The 21,189-nt window shown below is 61.7% G+C and carries 19 protein-coding genes; 13 read left to right on the plus strand and 6 right to left on the minus strand.

All coding sequences use genetic code 11. The annotated features are described in order from the left end of the window. Nucleotide 1 precedes the first annotated feature (1 nt). The 4 genes from KW840_RS07455 to KW840_RS07470 form a co-directional block, all read right to left on the minus strand. Nucleotides 2-346: a cupin domain-containing protein gene (locus KW840_RS07455; RefSeq protein ID WP_007988984.1), complete on the minus strand. Its 345-nt coding sequence runs from the start codon at nt 344-346 to the stop codon at nt 2-4. Nucleotides 347-452: 106 nt separating this feature from the next. Then, nucleotides 453-824 carry a MerR family transcriptional regulator gene (locus KW840_RS07460; protein WP_218494840.1) on the minus strand — a complete coding sequence of 124 codons (372 nt, stop codon included), beginning with the start codon at nt 822-824 and terminating at the stop codon, nt 453-455. Between the two features lie 49 nt (nt 825-873). Continuing rightward, nucleotides 874-1,452, minus strand: a complete 579-nt coding sequence (locus KW840_RS07465) for an NAD(P)H-dependent oxidoreductase (RefSeq protein ID WP_218494841.1) — start codon at nt 1,450-1,452, stop codon at nt 874-876. Nucleotides 1,453-1,494: 42 nt separating this feature from the next. Beyond that, on the minus strand, nt 1,495-2,379 hold the full coding sequence (locus KW840_RS07470; RefSeq protein WP_218494842.1) for a LysR family transcriptional regulator: 885 nt from the start codon (nt 2,377-2,379) through the stop codon (nt 1,495-1,497). Between the two features lie 217 nt (nt 2,380-2,596). On the opposite strand from KW840_RS07470, the gene KW840_RS07475 reads away from it, so the two are divergent. After that, complete coding sequence (locus KW840_RS07475) at nt 2,597-3,361, plus strand: sulfite exporter TauE/SafE family protein (protein WP_218494843.1); 765 nt, start codon at nt 2,597-2,599, stop codon at nt 3,359-3,361. Here KW840_RS07475 and KW840_RS07480 read toward each other — a convergent pair. Then, the gene (locus tag KW840_RS07480) at nt 3,351-3,665 is read right to left on the minus strand and encodes a putative quinol monooxygenase (protein WP_218494846.1); all 315 of its coding nucleotides are present in this window, start codon (nt 3,663-3,665) and stop codon (nt 3,351-3,353) included. The genes KW840_RS07475 and KW840_RS07480 overlap by 11 nt on opposite strands. 162 nt (nt 3,666-3,827) lie before the next feature. Here KW840_RS07480 and KW840_RS07485 point away from each other — a divergent pair, with 162 nt between their 5' ends. From KW840_RS07485 to KW840_RS07515, 7 genes are all read left to right on the plus strand, one after another. Beyond that, entirely contained in the window at nt 3,828-4,418 is a 591-nt protein-coding gene (locus tag KW840_RS07485) for an NAD(P)H-dependent oxidoreductase (RefSeq protein ID WP_102669005.1), read from the plus strand. 66 nt (nt 4,419-4,484) lie between these two features. Beyond that, nucleotides 4,485-5,396 carry a LysR family transcriptional regulator gene (locus tag KW840_RS07490; RefSeq protein WP_218494847.1) on the plus strand — a complete coding sequence of 304 codons (912 nt, stop codon included), beginning with the start codon at nt 4,485-4,487 and terminating at the stop codon, nt 5,394-5,396. 242 nt (nt 5,397-5,638) lie between these two features. Further along, complete coding sequence (locus KW840_RS07495) at nt 5,639-7,084, plus strand: SulP family inorganic anion transporter (protein ID WP_057716510.1); 1,446 nt, start codon at nt 5,639-5,641, stop codon at nt 7,082-7,084. 185 nt (nt 7,085-7,269) lie between these two features. After that, the gene (locus KW840_RS07500) at nt 7,270-8,619 is read left to right on the plus strand and encodes a gluconate:H+ symporter (RefSeq protein ID WP_008047545.1); all 1,350 of its coding nucleotides are present in this window, start codon (nt 7,270-7,272) and stop codon (nt 8,617-8,619) included. Between the two features lie 14 nt (nt 8,620-8,633). Further along, entirely contained in the window at nt 8,634-9,494 is an 861-nt protein-coding gene (locus KW840_RS07505) for a MurR/RpiR family transcriptional regulator (RefSeq protein ID WP_218494849.1), read from the plus strand. Nucleotide 9,495: 1 nt separating this feature from the next. Beyond that, nucleotides 9,496-10,953, plus strand: a complete 1,458-nt coding sequence (locus tag KW840_RS07510; RefSeq protein ID WP_218494851.1) for a D-aminoacylase — start codon at nt 9,496-9,498, stop codon at nt 10,951-10,953. A gap of 236 nt (nt 10,954-11,189) precedes the next feature. Beyond that, nucleotides 11,190-11,558, plus strand: coding sequence for a glyoxalase superfamily protein (locus tag KW840_RS07515; protein ID WP_154910464.1), 369 nt, complete (start codon nt 11,190-11,192; stop codon nt 11,556-11,558). A gap of 26 nt (nt 11,559-11,584) precedes the next feature. On the opposite strand, the gene KW840_RS07520 is transcribed toward KW840_RS07515, so the two are convergent. Then, nucleotides 11,585-12,613 (minus strand): AraC family transcriptional regulator, encoded by a 1,029-nt coding sequence (locus KW840_RS07520; RefSeq protein WP_090452994.1) that lies wholly within the window; start codon nt 12,611-12,613, stop codon nt 11,585-11,587. Between the two features lie 210 nt (nt 12,614-12,823). Between KW840_RS07520 and KW840_RS07525 the strand changes: the two genes are divergently transcribed. The 5 genes from KW840_RS07525 (at nt 12,824) to KW840_RS07545 (ending at nt 21,154) form a co-directional block, all read left to right on the plus strand. Next, nucleotides 12,824-14,419, plus strand: a complete 1,596-nt coding sequence (locus KW840_RS07525) for an FAD-binding oxidoreductase (protein WP_218494856.1) — start codon at nt 12,824-12,826, stop codon at nt 14,417-14,419. A 5-nt stretch (nt 14,420-14,424) separates the two neighbouring features. Continuing rightward, complete coding sequence (locus KW840_RS07530) at nt 14,425-16,020, plus strand: glycerol-3-phosphate dehydrogenase/oxidase (RefSeq protein WP_218494857.1); 1,596 nt, start codon at nt 14,425-14,427, stop codon at nt 16,018-16,020. A gap of 20 nt (nt 16,021-16,040) precedes the next feature. Continuing rightward, a complete protein-coding gene (locus KW840_RS07535) occupies nt 16,041-17,609 on the plus strand; it encodes an FGGY-family carbohydrate kinase (protein WP_218494858.1) in 1,569 nt (522 codons plus the stop codon). A 239-nt stretch (nt 17,610-17,848) separates the two neighbouring features. Beyond that, on the plus strand, nt 17,849-19,138 hold the full coding sequence (locus KW840_RS07540) for a phospholipase (protein WP_218494860.1): 1,290 nt from the start codon (nt 17,849-17,851) through the stop codon (nt 19,136-19,138). A gap of 60 nt (nt 19,139-19,198) precedes the next feature. Continuing rightward, nucleotides 19,199-21,154 carry a DUF1302 domain-containing protein gene (locus tag KW840_RS07545; RefSeq protein ID WP_218494862.1) on the plus strand — a complete coding sequence of 652 codons (1,956 nt, stop codon included), beginning with the start codon at nt 19,199-19,201 and terminating at the stop codon, nt 21,152-21,154. Nucleotides 21,155-21,189: the final 35 nt, after the last annotated feature.

Raw genomic sequence — 21,189 nt, forward strand, 5'->3', positions numbered from 1 at the left:
ATCAGGCAAACACGAAATATTTGCGCACGGTTTCCACCACTTCCCAGGTGCCTTTCATTCCCGGTTCGATGACGAAAATGTCGCCGGCGCGCAAGTGGATCGGTGCCATGCCTTCCGGGGTGATGACGCAGTAGCCTTCCTGGAAATGGCAGTACTCCCACTTCACATATTCGACGTACCACTTGCCCGGCGTGCAGATCCAGGTGCCCATGATCTTGCTGCCGTCTTCACTCGTGTAGGCGTTGAGGTTGACGGTGTGCGGGTCGCCTTCGAGTTTTTCCCATTTGCAGGCGTCGAGCACGGGCAGCGGGTGGGTATCGCGAAGTACGGTAATCGGTGCGGTCATGATGACTCCGGGCAGTGGGCTCAAGAACTGAAGTCGCACCCTATAGCGCCTGCCCATCGTTCAGTTGTCTGTGCTCGACACTGAGCTGTCCAGAAACGCACAACCCTCAAGGACGGGTCAGCGGGCAGTCGAGCCTGGATTGTTCGAGGCTGTTCTCGAACTCGACCAATTGCGAGTGCTGTTGCGACAGCGCCGCTATCCGCTCGGCGATTTCCTGTTTTTTGCTGGCGATGATCTGGTGTGCCCGTTCCCATGGCAACTGCGGACCCTGATGTCCGGCGAAGACCGACTGCAATTCCTTGAGCCTGAAACCCAACTGCTGGGCACATTTGATGAACATCAGCAGGTCGACGCTGTGCTGGTCATAGATGCGGTACTTGCCCTGGCGGCTAGCGGCAGGCAGCAGGCCAATCGACTCGTAATGACGGATGCTTTTGACCGTGGTTCCGGAACGTTGCGCGGCTTGGCCGATGTACATGGGAAGGTCCTTTTCTCCGAGGGTAAAGCTCGGCGCATTATCGACCGACTCAAGCGCTGGCGATAGCTTCGGCTTGCCGCAACCAGGCCGCATGCCGGTCTGCGCTGGCGCCGAGAATTGGCCCGAAGGTGAGGGTTCGGGTTGGCTTGATACCACAGAATTCCAGCGTGGTTTTACGGACCTGATGCAAACCGGGCATGCGGTAGATCCATCGGTAGTACCAGGGCGGTGTGTCCATGGTCACCAGCAGGTGGGCGGTTCGGCCGCGCAGGAGTTTGTCGGGGAAGGCTTTGCCCTGGCGATACTTGAAGGCAAAACCCGGCAAGAACACCCGGTTGAAAAAGCCCTTGAGCAAGGCCGGTACGCCACCCCACCAGATCGGATAAACCAGCGTCAGCTGTTCGGCCCACAGGATATCGGCCTGGGCATTACTCAAGTCGGCCTCCAGCGACTGGACCTGTTGATAGCCTTCGCGCAGCACCGGGTCAAAATCCATGCTGCCCAGAAACAATTGACGCACTTCATGCCCGGCGCGCACTGCCGACAGTGTGTAGCGCTCCGCAAGGGCGGCGCAGAAGCTGTTGCCGGACGGATGCCCGAGTATCACCAGTATTCGTTTACCCATCATCGCTGTCCTTGAAGATCATACCTCAAGGATAAAGTCTGCCCCTCAGGGGAGAGTCAAGGCGTGCAGCAGGGCCTTGGCATAACCGGGTAATGCGGCGAAGTCCCGGGCACAGAGCAACAGTTTGCGTTGGCCCCAGGGTTCTTGCAGGGCGAGGCTTTTGAAGGGTAGTCCGGCGGACTCGCGTTCGACCGCGGCCAGCGGCACGATTGCCAGTCCCGCCCCTCGGGCGACCATGCGCATCACGCCATCGAAACCGTCGGCGCGGATACGAATCTGCATGCGCAGGCCGGCGTGCAGTGCCTGCTCTTCCAGGTACACCGCCAGCGCGCTGTTGGCATTCAGGCCAACGTAGTCGTGATGCAACGTGTCGGTGAAGCTCACTGAGGTCGCATGAGACAAGGGATGTTCCCGGGGCATGATCAGCACCAGCGGATCATCGCGAAACGCTCGGGTCTGCAGGTCATCGGTGTCCACCGCGTCGGAAACGATGCCCAGGTCCGCCGCACCCTGGCGCAAGGCGTGGGTAATGCGGGCGCTGGGCAGTTCCTGCAAGTCGATGTCGAGGTTGGGATGGCTATGCAGGAAATCCGCGAGCAGCTCTGGCAGGTATTCGGTGATCGCCGTGGTGTTGCACAGCAGCCGCACCTGGCCTTTGACGCCCTGGGCGTATTCGGCCAGTTCCTGTTGCAGGCGTTCGGCCTGTTGCAGCAGAACCCGGGCGTGTCGGGCCAGGGCATTGCCGGCCGGCGTCGGGCTGACCCCACGACGATTGCGCTGGAGAAATTCGACGCCCAGCGACGCCTCCATGGCGCGAATTCGCGCGCTGGCCGCTGCCAGGGACAAATGACTGCGCGCGGCACCGGCGGTGATGTTGCCGATGTCGAGGATGTTCAGGTACAGGCGCAGGTCGGTCAGGTCGAAGTGCATTACGGCAACCTCTGGATGTGTGTTGTCTGGGAGGCCGCCATCGCGAGCAAGCTCGCTCCCACAGGAGATTTGTGAACAACAGATAACCACTGTGGGAACGAGCTTGCTCGCGATGGCGTCAGATACCGCACCCGATTATTCAGCCTCTTGTCTGAAGAGAGGCAGCCTCAGTATATGGCAGATTTTCAATCAACCCCCGCGGGCTCACCATGGCCCCATGAATACACTCTCGGCGTTTTATCAGCATCTCGGCTTGGCCCTTTCGCTGCTGGTTATCGGCACCTTTGTGCTGGCCGGCATGATCAAGGGCGTGATCGGCCTCGGCCTGCCGACCGTTGCCATGGGCCTGCTCGGTCTGGCTATGGCGCCGACGCAGGCTGCGGCGCTGCTGATCATTCCGGCGACCCTGACCAACATTTGGCAACTGGCATTCGGCGGGCATCTGTCGGGGCTGGCCAAGCGGTTGTGGCCGATGTTGCTGGCGATTTTCATCGGCACCGGGGCAGGCACGCTGTGGGTCGGCATGAGCGGTGGCCATTGGGTGGTGCGGGGGTTGGGCGCGGCATTGTTGCTGTATGCGCTCAGCGGTTTGTTCCTGCCGACTGTGCGTGTGGGGCGGCGCAGCGAACGCTGGCTCGGTCCACTGTGCGGCGTGCTGACCGGCGTCATCACGTCGGCCACCGGCGTGTTCGTGATTCCGGCGGTGCCCTATCTGCAAGCGCTGGGTTTGAGCAGGGACCAGCTGGTGCAGGCGCTGGGCCTGTCGTTCACCGTCTCGACCCTGGCCCTGGCCGGTGGTTTGCTATGGCGCGGCGCGCTCGGCGGGGGCGAATTGAGCGCATCGCTGTTGGCGCTGATCCCGGCCATGCTCGGCATGTGGCTGGGGCAATCGCTGCGCCAGCGGATCAGTGCCCTGTGGTTCAAGCGCGTGTTCTTCGTTGGCCTGGGGGTGCTCGGCGGCCATTTGCTGATCAGCGGCTAGCGGACGACGGACTGATCATGTCGATGGCGCGGATCTCGAAATCCCGTTCCAGGTATTCATCACGCTGCGCGAGAAACTGCTTCATGTGCGGCAGGTTCGAGTGCACATCGAGGTGGGCCTGGGATTGCCAGATTTCGTAGAAGATGAACAGGGTCGGGTCCTGTTTGTCGCGCAGCATGTGGTATTCGATGCAACCGGGTTCGGCTCGGCTCGCTTGCACGTAGCCGCTGAAAAACGCTTCAAAGGCGTCGGATTTTTCCGGACGGGTCTTGGCGTGCAGGATGAATCCCTGGATTTCACTCATCTACATCTCTCCTCAAGTCAGAACTGGCGCCAGTTTAAGGCAACAATCGCTTGTTGATTCGTGCTTGTAGGTCAAATGAATTTTGCCAAATCGACGCTTACTCCGCGGGAGGTCGATCGGTACTCTGCCGCCATCCGATTCCCGACCTTCCCGAGACCTCCCATGAAAAAAGTCCTGTTGCTCAATGGCGGCAAAAAATTTGCACACTCCGACGGCCGCTACAACGCCACCCTGCATGAAGCCGCGTTGAGCGTGCTGGATCGCGGCGGTATGGATGTCAAAACCACTTTCATCGACGAGGGCTACGACGTCGCCGAAGAAGTGGCCAAGTTCCTCTGGGCCGACGTGATCATTTACCAGATGCCCGGCTGGTGGATGGGCGCGCCGTGGACCGTGAAAAAGTACATTGATGAAGTCTTCACCGAAGGCCATGGCAGCCTCTATGCCAGCGACGGTCGCACCCGTTCGGACGCGTCGCAGAAGTACGGCAGCGGCGGCCTGATTCACGGCAAGCAATACATGTTGTCGCTGACCTGGAACGCCCCGCAGCAGGCCTTCGACGACCCGACCGATTTCTTCGAGGCCAAAGGCGTGGACGCGGTGTACTTCCCGTTCCACAAGGCCAACGAGTTCCTGGGCATGACCGGTTTGCCGACGTTCCTGTGTGTGGACGTGATGAAGCGCCCAAACATCGAAGGCGACGTGGCGCGCTATGAGCAGCATTTGGCAGAGGTGTTTGGCCTCAAGGCGTAGTGCTCGGCTACTATCCGATGCAACGGCCAGGAAGATCGCCGCGCCGACTCGCAAAAGAGGACACACGTGAAAGCCAGATCCGATGAGTTGCAGGTTTTCGTCTGCGTGATTGAATGCGGGTCGATTTCTGCGGCGGCCGAGCAGGTCGGGCAAACGCCTTCGGCGGTCAGTCGTACGCTGTCGCGGCTGGAGGCCAAGCTCGACACCACGTTGATCAACCGCACCACGCGGCGCATGGACCTGACCGAAGAGGGCAAGTACTTCTTCGAACACGCCAAGCGGATTCTCGATCAGATGGATGAGCTCGAAGAGCGTCTGTCTTCACGCCAGCAAACACCGTCCGGGCGGCTGCGGATCAACGCGGCATCACCTTTCATGCTGCACGCCATCGTGCCCTACATCGATGAATTCCGCAGGCTTTACCCCGACATCCAGCTCGAACTCAACAGCAACGATTTGATCATCGATCTGCTGGAGCAGAGTACCGACATCGCCATTCGCATTGGCACCCTGACCGACTCGACGCTGCATGCCCGCTCCCTGGGTTGCAGCCCGCTGCACATCGTCGCCAGCCCGGCGTACCTGGAAAAATACGGCACACCGCAAGCCGTGGCTGACCTGGCCCACCATACGCTGCTGGGGTTCACCCAGAACGAAGGCCTCAACCAATGGCCGCTGCGTTATGTGCATGGCGATCGCTGGCCGATCCAGGCGTCGATCAGTGCTTCCAGCGGCGAAACCATCCGCCATCTCGCACTGGACGGGCAAGGCATCGCCAGCCTGTCGCATTTCATGACCATCGAAGACATTCGTGCCGGACGCTTGAAGGTGTTGCTGGCCGAGTTCAACAGCGGTTATCGCCAGCCGATCAACGCGGTGTACTACCGCAACTCGCAACTGGCCCTGCGCATTCAGTGCTTCCTGGACTTTATCCAGGGCAAGTTGGCCGATTATGCGAGCGCTGACTTCAAGGGTTGATTCGTGATTGCTGGGCAATGACGAGAGGGTGTGAGCTCGCTTTAGACTGCGTCATCGTTCTTCGCGGGCAAGCCACGCTCCCACAGGTACTGTGTTGTTCGCCCTTTTCGTGAATGACGCAAAACCTGTGGGAGCGAGCTTGCTCGCGATGGCGTTTGCGCAGGCACAACAACTGGTCGGTCTGACTGCATTTCCGTAACATCCGCACACTCTTTTTAGTCTCTCCCTGTGTGCGGTTCCCAATGAAAGCAAAACGTCTACGTGCCGATGTCCTGGCCGGACTTACCACTTCCTTCGCCCTGTTGCCCGAGTGCATCGCTTTCGCGCTGGTGGCCCATCTCAATCCGTTGATGGGGCTCTATGGCGCGTTCATCATCTGCACCCTGACCGCGCTGTTCGGTGGGCGACCGGGCATGGTGTCTGGCGCGGCAGGCTCGATGGCCGTGGTGATCGTCGCGCTGGTGGTGCAACACGGTGTGCAGTATCTGCTGGCCACGGTGTTGCTGGGCGGGTTGATCATGATCGCGTTCGGGCTGCTCAAGCTCGGCAAGCTGGTGCGCATGGTGCCGTACCCGGTGATGCTCGGTTTCGTCAACGGCCTGGCGATTGTCATTGCCCTGGCGCAACTGGAGCACTTCAAGAACGGTGAGGCCTGGTTGAGCGGTACGCCGCTGTACATGATGCTCGGGCTGGTCGCGGTGACCATGGCCGTTGTCTATGTGATGCCGCGCCTGACCCGTACGGTGCCACCGGCGCTGGTGGCGATTCTCGGCGTGGGCCTGGCGGTGTATCTGCTTGGCCTGCCGACCCGCACCCTGGGCGACATGGCACACATTGCCGGTGGCTTGCCGACGCTGGCGCTGCCGGACATTGCGTGGAACCTGGACACCCTGCGCATCATCGCGCCCTACGCGATCGTGATGGCGCTGGTCGGGTTGCTGGAAACCCTGTTGACCCTGAACCTCACCGACGAATTCACCGAGAGCCGTGGTTACCCGGATCGCGAGTGCGTGGCGCTGGGGGCGGCGAATCTGGTGTCCGGTGCGTTCGGCGGCATGGGCGGGTGCGCCATGATCGGCCAGACCGTGATCAACCTCAGTTCCGGCGGTCGCGGGCGTTTGTCCGGGGTGGTGGCGGGGGTGTCGATCCTGTTGTTCATCCTGTTTCTGTCGCCGCTGATCGAGCGCATTCCGCTGGCCGCGCTGGTGGGGGTGATGTTCGTGGTGTCGCAACAGACCTTCGCCTGGGCTTCGTTGCGGGTGCTGAACAAGGTGCCGTTGAACGACGTGCTGGTGATCATCGCGGTGACGGTGATTACCGTTTTCACCGATCTGGCAATGGCGGTGCTGTGCGGGATCATCATTGCGGCGCTCAATTTCGCCTGGCAGCAGGCCCGGCAGCTGTACGCCGACAGTCATCTGGAAACCGACGGCAGCAAGCTGTACCGGGTGCATGGCACGCTGTTCTTCGCCTCGACCACACCCTTCCTCAATCAGTTCGATCCGGCCAATGACCCGGCGCAAGTGACCCTGGATTGCCAGCACCTGAGCTTTGTCGACTACTCGGCCATCGCTGCACTGGGCACCTTGCGCGAGCGCTACACCAAGGCCGGCAAGCACCTGCGGGTGCTGCATTTGTCCGAGCGTTGCAAGAAATTGCTCAAGCGTGCCCGGATGCAGCACGACTGAAATCAAACAGGCAGGCGCGATGAAAATCCGCCTGCCTGATTTTCATTATTTGCGACAACTCATACCTCTGCGCGACACGTCTTACCTCTGTACGAAAATTACTTTCACCTCGTTTGAAAATCACCTTCCGAAATGTTTTAAGAGTTTCACAAATATTTCGACGTGACCCTCTCGAGGAGTACCGCATGACCCTGTCCTTCGGCTATTGGCTGCTGGTGTATGCCGCCATCGCCATCATTGCACTGATCGTTCTGATCGCCCGTTACCGGCTCAACCCGTTCATTGTCATCACCCTGATTTCCATTGGCCTGGCGCTGGTCGCCGGGATGCCGCCGTCGGGTGTGGTGGGGGCGTACGAGGCCGGGGTCGGCAAGACCTTGGGGCACATCGCGCTGGTAGTGGCGCTGGGCACCATGCTCGGCAAGATGATGGCCGAGTCCGGTGGCGCCGAGCAGGTGGCGCGGACCTTGATCGACCGCTTTGGCGAGAAGAACGCGCATTGGGCGATGGTGACCATCGCGTTTCTGGTGGGGTTGCCGCTGTTCTTCGAAGTCGGTTTCGTCTTGCTGGTGCCGATTGCCTTTACCGTGGCGCGGCGGGTTGGCGTCTCGATCCTGATGGTCGGCTTGCCGATGGTCGCCGGGCTTTCGGTGGTGCATGCGCTGGTGCCGCCGCACCCGGCGGCGATGTTGGCGGTGCAGGTGTATCAGGCGTCGGTGGGGCAGACCTTGATGTACGCGATCCTGATCGGCATTCCGACGGCGATCATCGCAGGTCCCCTGTACGCCAAATTCATCGTGCCGCGCATTCAGTTGCCGGCGGAAAACCCGCTGGAACGCCAGTTCCTGGAGCGTGAGCCGCGCGACAGCCTGCCGGGTTTCGGCATCACCATGGCGACCATCCTGTTGCCGGTGGTGCTGATGCTGATCGGTGGCTGGGCCAATCTGATTTCTACGCCGGGCAGTGGTTTCAATCAGTTCCTGCTGTTCATCGGCAACTCGGTGATCGCGCTGTTGCTGGCCACATTGTTGAGTTTCTGGACCCTCGGCCTGGCCCAGGGCTTCAACCGTGAATCGATCCTCAAGTTCACCAATGAATGCCTGGCACCGACTGCGAGCATCACCTTGCTGGTAGGCGCCGGCGGTGGTTTGAACCGGATTCTGGTGGACGCCGGCGTCACCGACCAGATCGTCGGCCTGGCCCACGAATTTCATTTGTCGCCGCTGTTGATGGGCTGGCTGTTTGCCGCGCTGATGCGCATCGCCACCGGTTCTGCCACTGTGGCCATGACCACCGCTTCAGGCGTGGTCGCGCCAGTGGCCATTGGTCTGGGTTATCCCCATCCGGAGTTGCTGGTGCTGGCGACTGGCGCCGGGTCGGTTATCTTTTCCCACGTCAACGACGGTGGTTTCTGGTTGATCAAGGAATACTTCAACATGACCGTTACCCAAACCTTCAAGACCTGGACCGTGCTCGAGACGTTGATCTCGGTCGTCGCCTTCGGCCTGACCGTTGGCCTTTCTTACCTGATTTAGCCGGAGCCACTTGCATGGACATCCTCTACCAGATCCGCGCCCGTCAGGACTCCTTCAGCGCCGGTGAAGGGCGTATCGCCCGCCTGATGCTTGACGACGTAGGATTTGCCGCCTCCGCCAGCCTCGATGAGCTGGCGCTGCGGGCGGAGGTCAGCAGCGCCACGCTGTCGCGGTTCGCCCGTACGGTCGGCTGCAAGGACCTGCGTGACTTGCGCTTGCAACTGGCCCAGGCCAGCGGCGTCGGCAGCCGGTTTCTCGACCCGGCGGGCACGCCCGAGCAGTCGGCGTTCTACGGGCAGATCGTGGGCGACATCGAGTCGACCTTGCGCCAGCACCTGGCCGCGTTCGATGAGTCGCGTTTCGCCGATGCGGTGAAACTGCTGGGCAAGGCGCGCATGATCCACGCTTTCGGCATGGGCGGCTGCTCGACCCTGTGCAGCGATGAACTGCAAGTGCGCCTGGTACGCCTCGGCTATCCGATTGCGGTGTGCCACGATGCGGTGATGATGCGCGTCACCGCCGCCAGCCTCAGCGCTGAACACGTGGTGATTGTCTGCTCGCTGACCGGGATCACCCCGGAGCTGATTGAAACGGTGGAGCTGGCGCGCAACTATGGCGCAGGCATTCTGGCCATCACCCGGGCAGATTCGCCCCTGGCGCAACTGGCCGATATCGTCCTGCCCCTGCAAAGCGCCGAAACCTCGTTCATCTACAAACCCACGGCAGCGCGCTACGGCATGTTGCTGGCCATCGATGTGCTCGCCACCGAGCTGGCCCTGGCCAATCCTGAAGACAATCAAGAACGTCTGCGGCGGATCAAACTCGCCCTGGACGAATACCGCGGCGGCGACGATCACTTGCCGCTGGGAGACTGACATGCAGTACGACACGCTGATTCGCAACGCCCTGATCATCGACGGCAGCAACAGCCCCGGTTACTCCGCCGACGTGGCCATTTTCAACGGGCGCATCGAGCGTATTGGCGACTTACGCGATGCCCGTGCCAGCGAGGAAATCGACGCGCAAGGCCATGTGCTGGCGCCGGGTTTCATCGACGTGCACACCCATGACGACACCGTGGTGATTCGTCAGCCGCAGATGCTGCCCAAGCTCAGCCAGGGCGTGACCACGGTCATCGTCGGCAACTGCGGGATCAGTGCCTCGCCAGTGAGCTTGCGCGGCGATCCGCCGGACCCGATGAACCTGCTGGGCACTGCCGCTGCGTTCGTTTATCCGACCTTCCGCGACTACCGCGTGGCCGTCGAAGCGGCGAACACCACGTTGAACGTTGCCGCGCTGGTCGGTCATACGGCGTTGCGCAGCAATCATCTGGACGACCTGTTACGCACCGCCACGGCCGATGAAATCAGCGCCATGCGCGAGCAACTGCGCGAAAGCCTCGAGGCCGGCGCCCTGGGCCTGTCCACCGGCCTTGCCTATGCCAGCGCCTTCTCGGCATCGACCGATGAAGTGATGCAACTGACCGAAGAATTGACCGCGTTCGGGGCGGTCTATACCACCCATTTGCGCAGCGAATTCGAACCGGTGCTGGAGGCCATGGACGAGGCGTACCGGATCGGTCGCCATGCGCAAAGCCCGGTGATCATCTCTCACCTCAAATGCGCCGGCGCCGGTAACTGGGGGCGTAGCCCACAGCTGCTGGCGTCCCTCGAAGAGGCAGCGAAGACCCACCCGGTGGGGTGCGACTGTTATCCCTACGCCGCGAGCTCTTCGACCCTGGACCTCAAGCAGGTGACCGATGCCCACCGCATCACCATCACCTGGTCGACCCCGCATCCGCAGATGGGCGGCCGCGACCTGATGGACATCGCCGCCGAATGGAATCTGCCGTTGCTGGAGGCCGCTCGCCAACTGCAACCGGCCGGTGCGGTGTACTACGGAATGGATGAGGCGGATGTCCGTCGGATCCTCGCGCATCCGCTGTCGATGGTCGGCTCCGACGGCTTGCCGGAAGATCCGTTTCCGCACCCACGCTTGTGGGGCGCATTCCCTCGGGTGCTCGGACATTTCAGCCGCGACGTGGGACTGTTCCCGCTGCACACCGCCGTGCACAAAATGACCGGGCTGTCGGCGGCGCGCTTCGGCTTGAAGGCGCGCGGTGAAATACGCGAAGGCCATTGGGCGGACCTGGTGTTGTTCGACCCGGCGACAATTCGTGATGTCGCCGACTTCAACGACCCACAGCGGGCGGCGGAGGGCATTGAAGGGGTATGGATCAACGGTGTGTTGAGTTACCGTGATGGCCAGGCCAACGGGCGCAGGGAAGGACGGTTTCTGGCCCGGGAAGGGGATTTGCGCACGGGTTTTCAGTGAGTTTCGAGGACTGTGTCACAGTGATGGCACTTTGAAACTAAAGAATGGCATTTCCGCGCCGAATTGCTGACATCAGGCCCGGCTATCATTGCGGTTCGGTTACGTATTTTGTAGGAGCAAGCTTGCTCGCGATGGACGATAGGGCGCAGCGTTTACCCAGTAGACACGCGTCATCGTTAACGACCATCGCGAGCAAGCTCGCTCCTGCAGGTCTTTCATTGTCTGGGAGCAACCCGATGAGCTTCGGCAAAACAACTCCGATCCTGCGTATTTTCGACGAAGCCAAGGCAGTGGAGTTCTACGTCGATTTCCTGGGGTTCAAGATCGACTGGCAACATCGATTCGAAGCGAATTACCCGCTGTACCTGCAAATCTCCCGTGGCGAATGTGTGCTGCACTTGTCCGAACACCATGGCGATAGCACACCGGGGTCTGCGCTGCGGATCGAGACGGATGAGCTGGAGAAGTTTCAGCAGCAACTGTTGGCCAAGCAATACAGGTTTTCCCATCCACAGATTCAGGCCATGCCCTGGGGCAGCCAGGACATGACCATCGCCGACCCGTTCGGCAATCGGTTGGTGTTCACCAACGCGATCAGCCTCTGAGCCTTCAGCCCCTCAGGTTTAAGCCTTCAGCCTTCGTTCGGCACCCGGTGGGTTTGGCGAAACTCGCCGGGCGGCATCCCGCGCCGGCTTTTGAACGTGCGGTGAAACGAGCGGGGTTCGGTGAAACCCAGGTACTGGGCGATGTCCTGGATCGGCAGGGTGCTGTTGAGCAGGTAATGCTCGGCCAGCTCCTGGCGCAGGTCATCGAGGATCTGCTGGTACGACGTACCGGCCTGATGCAGCTGGCGTTGCAGCGTGCGCACTGACACCGCGAGATGCTCGGCCACCTGCTCCTTGCGCGGCAGACCTTCCTTGAGCAACTTTCGCAGGATGCTTTTGACCCGCTGTTCCAGCGATGCGTCCTCCAGTGTGGCCATCAACCCCTGGGCATGTTCTTCCAGGGTGCGCAGCAATTGCGCATCGGCCTGGCGCAATGGCAACTGCAAATACGGCAAAGGGACAATCAGCGCCGAATATGGTTGGTCGAACAGTACCGGACAGTCGAAGAACTGCTCGTACTGTGCCAGCGTCGTGTCGGCCGGACAGGCATGTTCCAGCCAGACGGCAGCCGGTGACATTTGCGTGTCGGCGATCCAGCGTGCGTATTGCAGCCAGGAGCCGAGCACGTTTTCCACCAGGTGTCGGCGAATTCGCGGGCGCTGATGGCGGCATGTCCAGATCAGGTGCACCTCGCTGCCTTGCACCTCGGCGCGGCTGACGCCCATGTCTCCCACCAGCTTCTCGAACGGCATGATGCGGCTCATGGCGTCGCCCAGTGTCGCGCAGTTCATGGTGATGTAACCCAGCACGCTCCAGGAGTTGGGCAACACAAAACGTGCGGCGTTGAGACCGAACAACGCATCGCCCGAGTGTTCGCAGAAATAATCGAGCAGCCGTTCATGGGCTTCACCCGGCAACCGCAGGCTGTTGTCACTCAACTGCTGTGCCTGCAACCCGGCAGCCGCCAACGCAGGCTCGATGGCCATGCCCAGTTGTTCGGCATGACGCAGGTATTTGAGCAGCGGCGGAACTGAAGTGAAGCCCAGGGATTGCATGATCGTATTCCTTTGATCAAGGCCCGCGTGCGCGGATGAATGCCCTGAAAGGTAATTTGAAACCACGGCTAAAGTAAATGGCTGACGCCTGCGCGACGTTTGACTCAATTGGCTACTCGAACTGGCCGGATGCGACCGTGACACTTTTCGGCGGCTGACTAGTATGGGGGCCTGAAATATCACTGATCAGAACCGCAAAAGGACACACGCATGCGACGCTGGAACGGCTGGGGAGATGCAACCACGGTGGTCGAACTGCCGTCCCAGGGCGCGAGTTTTCTCGCCTTGCGGGTGGGAGACGGTCGAGCGCTGCCCGATGCGACGCTTGAGACAGCATTGGCCCGCGTGCCCCCGTCGCGGTTGCAGCAACACTTCCTGTACAGCGTGGATGCCCAAGATCGTTTGCTGCATGCGCGAGGGCAGAGCCTGCCGGACTGGCTGGCGTTGCGTGAAGGCGCGCTGGGGAATTATCCCGACGCCGTGGCCTATCCCGTGAACGCTGAACAGATTCGCCGGTTACTGTTGCTCGCCCATGAACAGGACCTGTGCCTGATTCCTTATGGCGGCGGCACCTCGGTGGCCGGTCACATCAACCCGCCGAGTTCCGCGCGGCCGGTGGTGACAGTTTCCCTGGCCCGCATGAATCGCCTGCTGGACCTCGACGAACAGAGCCTGATGGCCACCTTCGGCCCTGGCACCAGCGGACCGCAGGTGGAAAGTCAGTTGCGCGCCCATGGTTACACCCTGGGGCACTTCCCGCAGTCGTGGGAGCTGTCGACCCTGGGTGGTTGGGTCGCCAGCCGCTCCAGTGGCCAGCAGTCGCTGCGCTATGGGCGGATCGAGCAACTGTTCGCCGGCGGGACCCTGGAAACCTTTGCCGGACCTTTGGACATTCCCTCCTTTCCGGCCTCGGCGGCCGGGCCCGATCTGCGCGAGGTGGTGTTGGGCTGTGAGGGCCGCTTCGGGATCATTTCCGAGGTGAAGGTACGGGTCAGCGTTCTGCCCGCCGATGAGCGTTTCTATGGTGTGTTTCTGCCCGATTGGCCCAAGGCGCTGCAAGCCATCCGCCAGTTGGCCCAGGCGCGGGTACCGCTGTCGATGCTGCGCCTGTCCAACGCGGTGGAAACCGAAACCCAGCTGGCGCTGGCCGGTCACCCGCAGCAGATCGCCTGGCTGGAAAAGTACCTGGCCCTGCGCGGCGCCGGTGAGGGCAAATGCCTGCTGACGTTCGGCGTGACCGGCAATCGACGACAAAATGCGCTGTCCCTGCGCCAGGCCCGGCAGCACCTCAAGGCGTTCGGCGGGGTGTTTACCGGCACCTTGCTCGGCAAGAAGTGGGCGCAGAACCGTTTTCGTTTTCCCTACCTGCGGGAAAACCTGTGGAACGCCGGTTACGTGGTGGACACCCTGGAAACGGCCACTGACTGGAGCAACGTCGATAACCTGCTCACGCTGATCGAAAACAGCCTGCGCGACGCCTTGGCTGCCGAAGGCGAGCGGGTGCATGTCTTCACCCATCTTTCCCATGTCTATGGCGAAGGATCGAGCATCTACACCACCTATGTGTTTCGCCCGGCGGCCGACTACCCCGCCACCCTGGCGCGCTGGCAGGCGCTCAAGCAGGCGGCCAGCCAGACCATCGTCGACAACCATGGCACCATCAGTCACCAGCATGGCGTGGGCAAGGACCACGCGCCGTATCTGCGGCGGGAGAAGGGCGCGCTGGCGATGGACACCCTGCAGGCACTGAGTCGGCACTTTGATCCGGCCGGGCGACTGAACCCTGGCACGCTGTTGCAGGAGTGACGGCCATGAGCCTGGACTGGAACGCGGCGTGGCGACAACGGGTGCTGCCGACGCTGGCGGATGAAACCTGGGACCTGATCGTCATCGGTGGCGGCATCAGTGGCGCCGGTATCCTGCGCGAAGCCGCGCGCCGAGGGTGGCGTTGCCTGCTGTTGGAGCAGCGCGACTTCGCCTGGGGCACCTCCAGCCGCTCCTCGAAAATGGTCCATGGCGGCTTGCGTTACATCGCCAAGGGCCAGTGGCGCCTGACCCGCGACTCAGTCCGCGAACGCCAGCGCCTGCTCGACGAGGCGCCGGGGCTGGTGGAGCCGATGAGTTTCATGATGCCGCATTACCGTGGCGGTTTTCCCGGACCGCGGGTGCTGGGTGGTTTGCTGTCTATCTATGACGCATTGGCCGGGCGGCGCAGCCATCACTTCCATGACGCGCAACAACTGCGTTATCTGGCGCCCGGAGTGAAGGAAGATGACCTGCTGGGCGGCACCTGTTTTGTCGATGCGCTGACCGATGATGCCCGTCTGGTGATGCGCGTATTGGGCGAGGCCCGGGCCGACGGCGCCGTGGTGCTCAACGGCGTGCGCGTGCAGCAATTGCTGCGTGAAGCGGGGCGCGTTTGCGGGGTTCAGGTCGAAGACTGCGAAGGGGGCGGGTTACTGACATTGCGTTGTGGTGCGCTGGCCGTGGCCACCGGCGCGTGGGCCGAGCGCTTGCGCCTGCCCGATGCCCCTCGCCAGTTGCGCCCGTTGCGTGGCAGTCATTTGCTGTTGCCGGGCTGGCGCCTGCCAGTGGCGCAAGCCTTCACCTTTCTGCACGAGCACGACCGTCGACCGGTGTTCGTCTTCCCTTGGGAGGGTGCCACGGTGGTCGGCACCACGGACCTCGATCATCACGGCGATCTGGACCAGAGCGCGAGCATCAGCTTTGATGAGCTCGACTATCTGCTGGCGGCCTGCAGCCAACAGTTCCCCCAGGCCGAGGTGGTCGCCGCCGATGTGCTGTCGACCTGGTCGGGCGTGCGCCCGGTGGTGGGCAGTGCGGCGGGGGAGCATCAAGACAAGCCGTCGAATGAAACCCGTGAGCATGTGCTGTGGCAGGAGCCTGGTTGCGTGACCCTGGCCGGCGGCAAGCTGACCACCTTTCGCCCGCAGGCGATTGAAGTGCTCAAGGCCTGCGCAACCATGCTCGATCGTCCGTTCGTTGATGACGCCGCGCCAGTGTTCGCCGCCGTGCCGCCGCTGGCGATACCGGGGCTCAGCGCCAACCGGTGGCGGCGCCTGGCCGGGCGGCATGGCCGTGACCTGCCGAGGCTGGCGCAACTGATCGCGGAACTCGGCCATGACACCGTCGGCGGCACTGACACCTTGTGGGCGGAGCTGGCCGTTGCCTGCGATGGGGAAATGGTCCTGCACCTGGATGACCTGCTGCTGCGCCGAACCCGCCTGGGCCTGTTGCTGCCGCGCGGTGGCGAGGATTATTTCGCTGCCATTCGCCAACTCTGCCAACCGCGACTGGGTTGGGACGATGAGCATTGGCAGCAGGAATTACAGCGTTATCGGGCGTTGTGGCAACGCCATCATGGTTTGCCGGATGCCGCGCATTGATGCCCATTGAAGAGAGCTCCATGGATAACCACCCGAACAAGCGTTACCTGTTGGCCATCGACAATGGCACCCAGAGCGTGCGCGCGCTGCTCTTCGACCTGCAGGGCAATCTGCTGGGCAAAGGCAAGGTCGAGTTGCAGGCCTATTACTCGACTCAACCCGGCTGGGCCGAACAGGACCCGGAGTATTACTGGGCAAAACTGGGTGAGGCCTGCCAGCAGTTGTGGCAGCAAACCGGCATCGATCGTTCACAGATTGCCGGTGTATCCCTGACCACCCAGCGCGGCACGGTGATCAACGTCGATGCCCAGGGCAAGGCGTTGCGCCCGGCGATCCTGTGGCTCGATCAACGCCAGGCCGAAGTCAAGGGTGGCATCAAGGGGCCGTGGGGCTGGCTGTTCAAACTGGTCGGCGCGCAAGCCACAGTGGACTACTTTCGCGCCCAGGCCGAGGCCAACTGGATCGCCCGCAATCAGCCTGAGGTCTGGGCGGCGACCGACAAGTTTTTGCTGCTCTCGGGGTTTCTCACCCATCGCCTGTGTGGGCGCTTTGTCGATTCCGTGGGCTGTTGCGTCGGTTACCTGCCGTTCGACTTCAAGCGCTTGCGCTGGGCCGCACCCGCCGACTGGAAATGGCAGGCGTTGGCGGTGCGTCCCGAACAACTTCCGAGCCTGCACAAGCCCGGTGAAACCCTCGGCTACATCAGCGCCGAGGCCAGCCGCCACACCGGTATTCCCGAGGGGCTGCCGCTGATTGCCGCGGGTGCCGACAAGGCCTGCGAAGTCGTGGGTTCCGGCGTCGTTGACCCAGGCACCGTGTGCCTTTCCTACGGCACCACGGCGACGATCACCGGCACCCGGTCGCGCTACCTGGAAATCGTCCCGTTGATTCCGCCTTACCCGTCCGCGGTGCCGGATCAATACAACTGTGAGGTGATGATTTATCGCGGCTACTGGATGGTCAGCTGGTTCAAGAACGAGTTTGGTCTGCGGGAAATGCAGCAGGCCAAAGCCCAGGGCGTGGAGCCCGAGCAACTCTTCGATGCGCTGGTCGACGCCGTGCCGCCGGGCTCCATGGGGTTGATGCTGCAACCCTACTGGTCGCCCGGTATCCGCGAGCCGGGTGTCGAAGCCAAGGGCGCGATGATCGGCTTCGGCGACGTGCATACCCGCGCACACATTTACCGGGCGATCCTCGAAGGTCTGGCGTATGCCTTGCGTCAGGGCATGGAGAAAATCGAGAAGCGTTCGAGGGTTTCCATCACGCGCTTGCGCGTCGCCGGAGGTGGCTCCCAGAGTGATGCCGCGATGCAACTCACGGCGAACATTTTCGGCCTGCCAGCCGAGCGTCCGCATGTCTACGAAGCGTCCGGCCTGGGCGCGGCTATTTGCTGCGCGGTGGGGCTGGGACTGCACGCGGATTTCCCCACGGCGATGGCCGCCATGACCCGGGTCGGTGCGGTATTCATGCCGCAACCCGAAGCGCAGCAGATCTATGAGCGACTGTACAAAGAGGTTTACCTGCGCATGTATCGACAGCTCAAGCCGCTGTACCAGAGCATCCGCAAAATTACCGGTTACCCCGCTTAGGAAAACACCCGGGAACCCTGTGGGAGCGAGCTTGCTCGCGATAGCGGTGTGTCAGTCAAAGTAACTGTTGGCTGACCCACCGCTATCGCGAGCAGGCTCACTCCTACAATGTCCGGGGGTGATTTCATGTCACCTCATGTGGCGCTATCGGAGACCTTTTCTGGTGAGATTGGACAGTGTCAGGGGCAGGGTCGGTTGTTAGGCTCAACCCCCACAGCACATCCAATAAGAACCAAGCAATGAAGCTGACATTCCTCCTGTTGCTGCTTTGTGCAACGGCCCCCACAGCCTGGGGCTGGTCGAACCATACGGTGGGCAGCTACCTGGCATTGCAGGATTTGCCGGCCTTGCGTGATGCACCGCAGGTCGAAGTCGAGCCGCTGGAACAGTTTCTTTCGCAGCAATACCAAGCCGTGAGTGCGCTGCTCGATGAGCAGGAGCGCTTCGCCCGCGAGCACTTCGCCCAATACCCGCCGCGCCCCGACAACCTGCGATTGCCCGTCGTGCCTGGGGACAATCTGCGCCACGACTTCCTCAGCGCACTGCGCATCAACCCCGGGATTCATCTGGCGATGGTCATCCAGCCGATGCCGGGCAAGGATCTGCCCGAGCGTGAACACCTCAAGGCCGAACAAGTCATGGTGCAACAGACGCTTTCACCGTGGAATCGCCAGCGCTTCATCGTTGTCGCTGACCACGAACAAGTCGCGCCCCTGGCCGTGTTGGCCAGCGCTGCCGATGAGCCGGATTACGGCCACGACATCAACCTGTTCAGTGACAACCCCAGCGAAGTCGGCGCGTTGTACGGCTTCGGCCCGCAGCCTTTCGGCGACGCCCGGTTTCAGTACAGCTCCCAGGCGCCGTTCCATATGGGCTTCTTCCATGAAAGCCCGGTGGTGTACGCCGCTGCCGGGTTTCTTCAGCGCAGTTGGCCGGACTGGCGCGCCTACCAGTACATGGGCTTGGCGCGACTGGCGTTTGCCACTGGCCATCCTTATTGGGGCTATCGATTTCTCGGTTGGGGCCTGCACCACGTTCAGGACCTGACCCAGCCTTATCACGCCAAGCCGTTGCCCGGTGTCGAACTGGCGAGCCTGCTGGTGCTGGAAGGCAAGGCTCTGGCCGGCTTCGATGCGGACAAACATGCCGCCATCGAACGGGTCGCCACCCGACACATGGAAGTGGAGAAGCATCAGTCGACCTGGCTTCGTCGCCTGCTGCGCGCCGGCCATGCACACCCGATGCTCGACGCTTATACCGACTCTGCACAGGACGCCCATTACCCACCGTATTCGGTGGACTACCTGCGTGAAGTGGTGAGTGCCGAGTCCGTCGACGAATCCGCGGCGTTTGATGAAGCCATCGGCCAGTGGTTGGACACGGCACCGATCACCAGCGATTTCAGCAGCGGTAATCAGCTGCAGCGCGAAGACTTCGACCATCCGGCCCTCAACCGGCAGCTGTTCAAACTGCTGGGGCAATTCGGCGCCCACAGCCGGATTTACGCCCGTGCGGGATTGGCGCCATAGCCATCGCAGCCACATTTTCAGAACACAAAAACAATAAAACCAGGGAAAGAGGAACGGATCATGAGCACTCGATTTCGCCTGTCTGGCGCGGCGCTTCCCGGCGTGGGCCTGGCAGGGCTGCTGCAACTGTGCGCGGTCGACGGCGTGCAGGCCAAGGAGTTCAGCGTGCTGGACAATCAGATCACCGGTTCATTCGACAGTACCTTGTCTTATGGCCGCTTGTGGCGGGTCCAGGGCCGGGACAAAAACAACGACGACGTCAACACCAACGACGGCAATCGCAACTTCGACACCGGGCTGGTTTCCGAGGTGTACAAGATCACCTCGGAGCTCGAGGCCAACTATCAGAACTACGGGATGTTCGTGCGCGGCACCGCGTTCTATGACACCCAATTGATGGACAAGCGCAACGATTACTACCGTAACAACAACCCGTCGCAACCCAGTCAGAGTTTCCCGCAGGACGACCACTTTACTGACCAGACCCGCGATATCGCCGGCAGCCGGGTGGAGATGCTCGATGCCTACCTCTATGGCAACTGGGACGTTGCGCAGATGCCAGTCACGGCCCGTGTCGGGCGCCAGGTGTTCAACTGGGGTGAGGGGATTTTCTACCGTGGTGGGGTCAACACCACCAACCCGGTGGACGCGGCCAAATACCGTTTGCCCGGGGCTGAAGTCAAGGAAGTGCTGGTGCCGGTGGAAGCGCTGAGCTTCAACATCGGCCTGACCGACAGCCTGACCATGGAAAGCTTTTACCAGACGAACTGGAAGGAAACCCGCATCGACCCGGTCGGCACGTTCTACTCGCAGACGGACCTGTTCGCCGACGGCGGCAACACCGCCTACAACAACTTTACCGGTACTGCCCTGGACACCCCGGTGCCTGGCTTCGGCAACGTGATCGATCTGTACAGCGCGCTGGGCAACAACCCGCTGCTCAGCCAGGCCCTGAGCACCACCGGCCTGTACGCCAACGGGGTCACCCCGGCCTTTGGCAACACCGTCAAAGTGGCCTCGGTCGGCAAGGATTACAACGCGCGCAACGACGGCCAGTTCGGTTTCGCTTTTCGCTACATCGTAGAAGAGCTCAACAGCACCGAGTTCGGGTTGTACATGGTCAACTACCACGCCAAGGAACCGACCATTTCCGCCGATCTGGGTGGGTACAAGGGCATCGACATGAACGCCCTGACCAACCTGTTGGCCGGTGTTGCCGGCAGCCAGGCGGGGCAACTGGCCAACGGCCTGGCGACCATGGATGTGCTGGGCAATATTCAGGCGCATCGGCGCTACGCCGAAGACATCCGCATGTACGGCTTCAGTTTCAACACCACCCTGGGCCAGGCGTCGGTTTTCGGCGAAGTGGCCTATCGGCCGAACCTGCCCATCGGGGTCGCCGCCACCAACGACCTGATCGGCGACCTGGCCAACGGCGCCGCCGCAGCGGCAGGCGGCCAGACCATCAACATCGGCGGGCAGCAAGTCACGCTCGACAGCCAGATCAATAACGCCGAGCGGGTGGAAGCGTTCAACACATCCGTGGGCACCATCTACAACTTTGGCCCGAGCCTGTCATTCGACTCGATGTTCGGCGTGTTCGAGCTGGCGTCCGAGCACCTGCGCGGCAGCAGCCTGCAATACACCGCGTATGACGGCAGTACCCGTTACTACGCTGGCACCGGTAACTTTTCCTATGTGTCCGGCGGCGAACGCAGCGATCAGGTCAACCGCAACTCCTACAGCTACACCGCGATGCTCAACGGCACCTGGAACGACGTGTATGCCGGGGTCAACGTCTCGCCTTATGTCGTCTACAAGGATGACTTCAAGGGCAACAGTTACCAGGCGGGCAACATCATCGAGGGCCGCAAGGCCTACACCCTGGGGATCAAGGCCAACTACCAGAACAAGCTGGAGGCTGAGCTGCAATACACCGAGTTCTACGGCGGTGGGCAGGACAACGGCCTGCGTGACCGCGACAACGTCGGCTTCAACCTCAAGTACTTCCTTTGATTGCTACACGCAGACCCATTGTGGGAGCGGGCTTG

It is taken from the genome of Pseudomonas sp. PDM30 (genome assembly GCF_019218985.1).
GTDB classification, from domain to species: Bacteria; Pseudomonadota; Gammaproteobacteria; order Pseudomonadales; family Pseudomonadaceae; genus Aquipseudomonas; species Aquipseudomonas jessenii.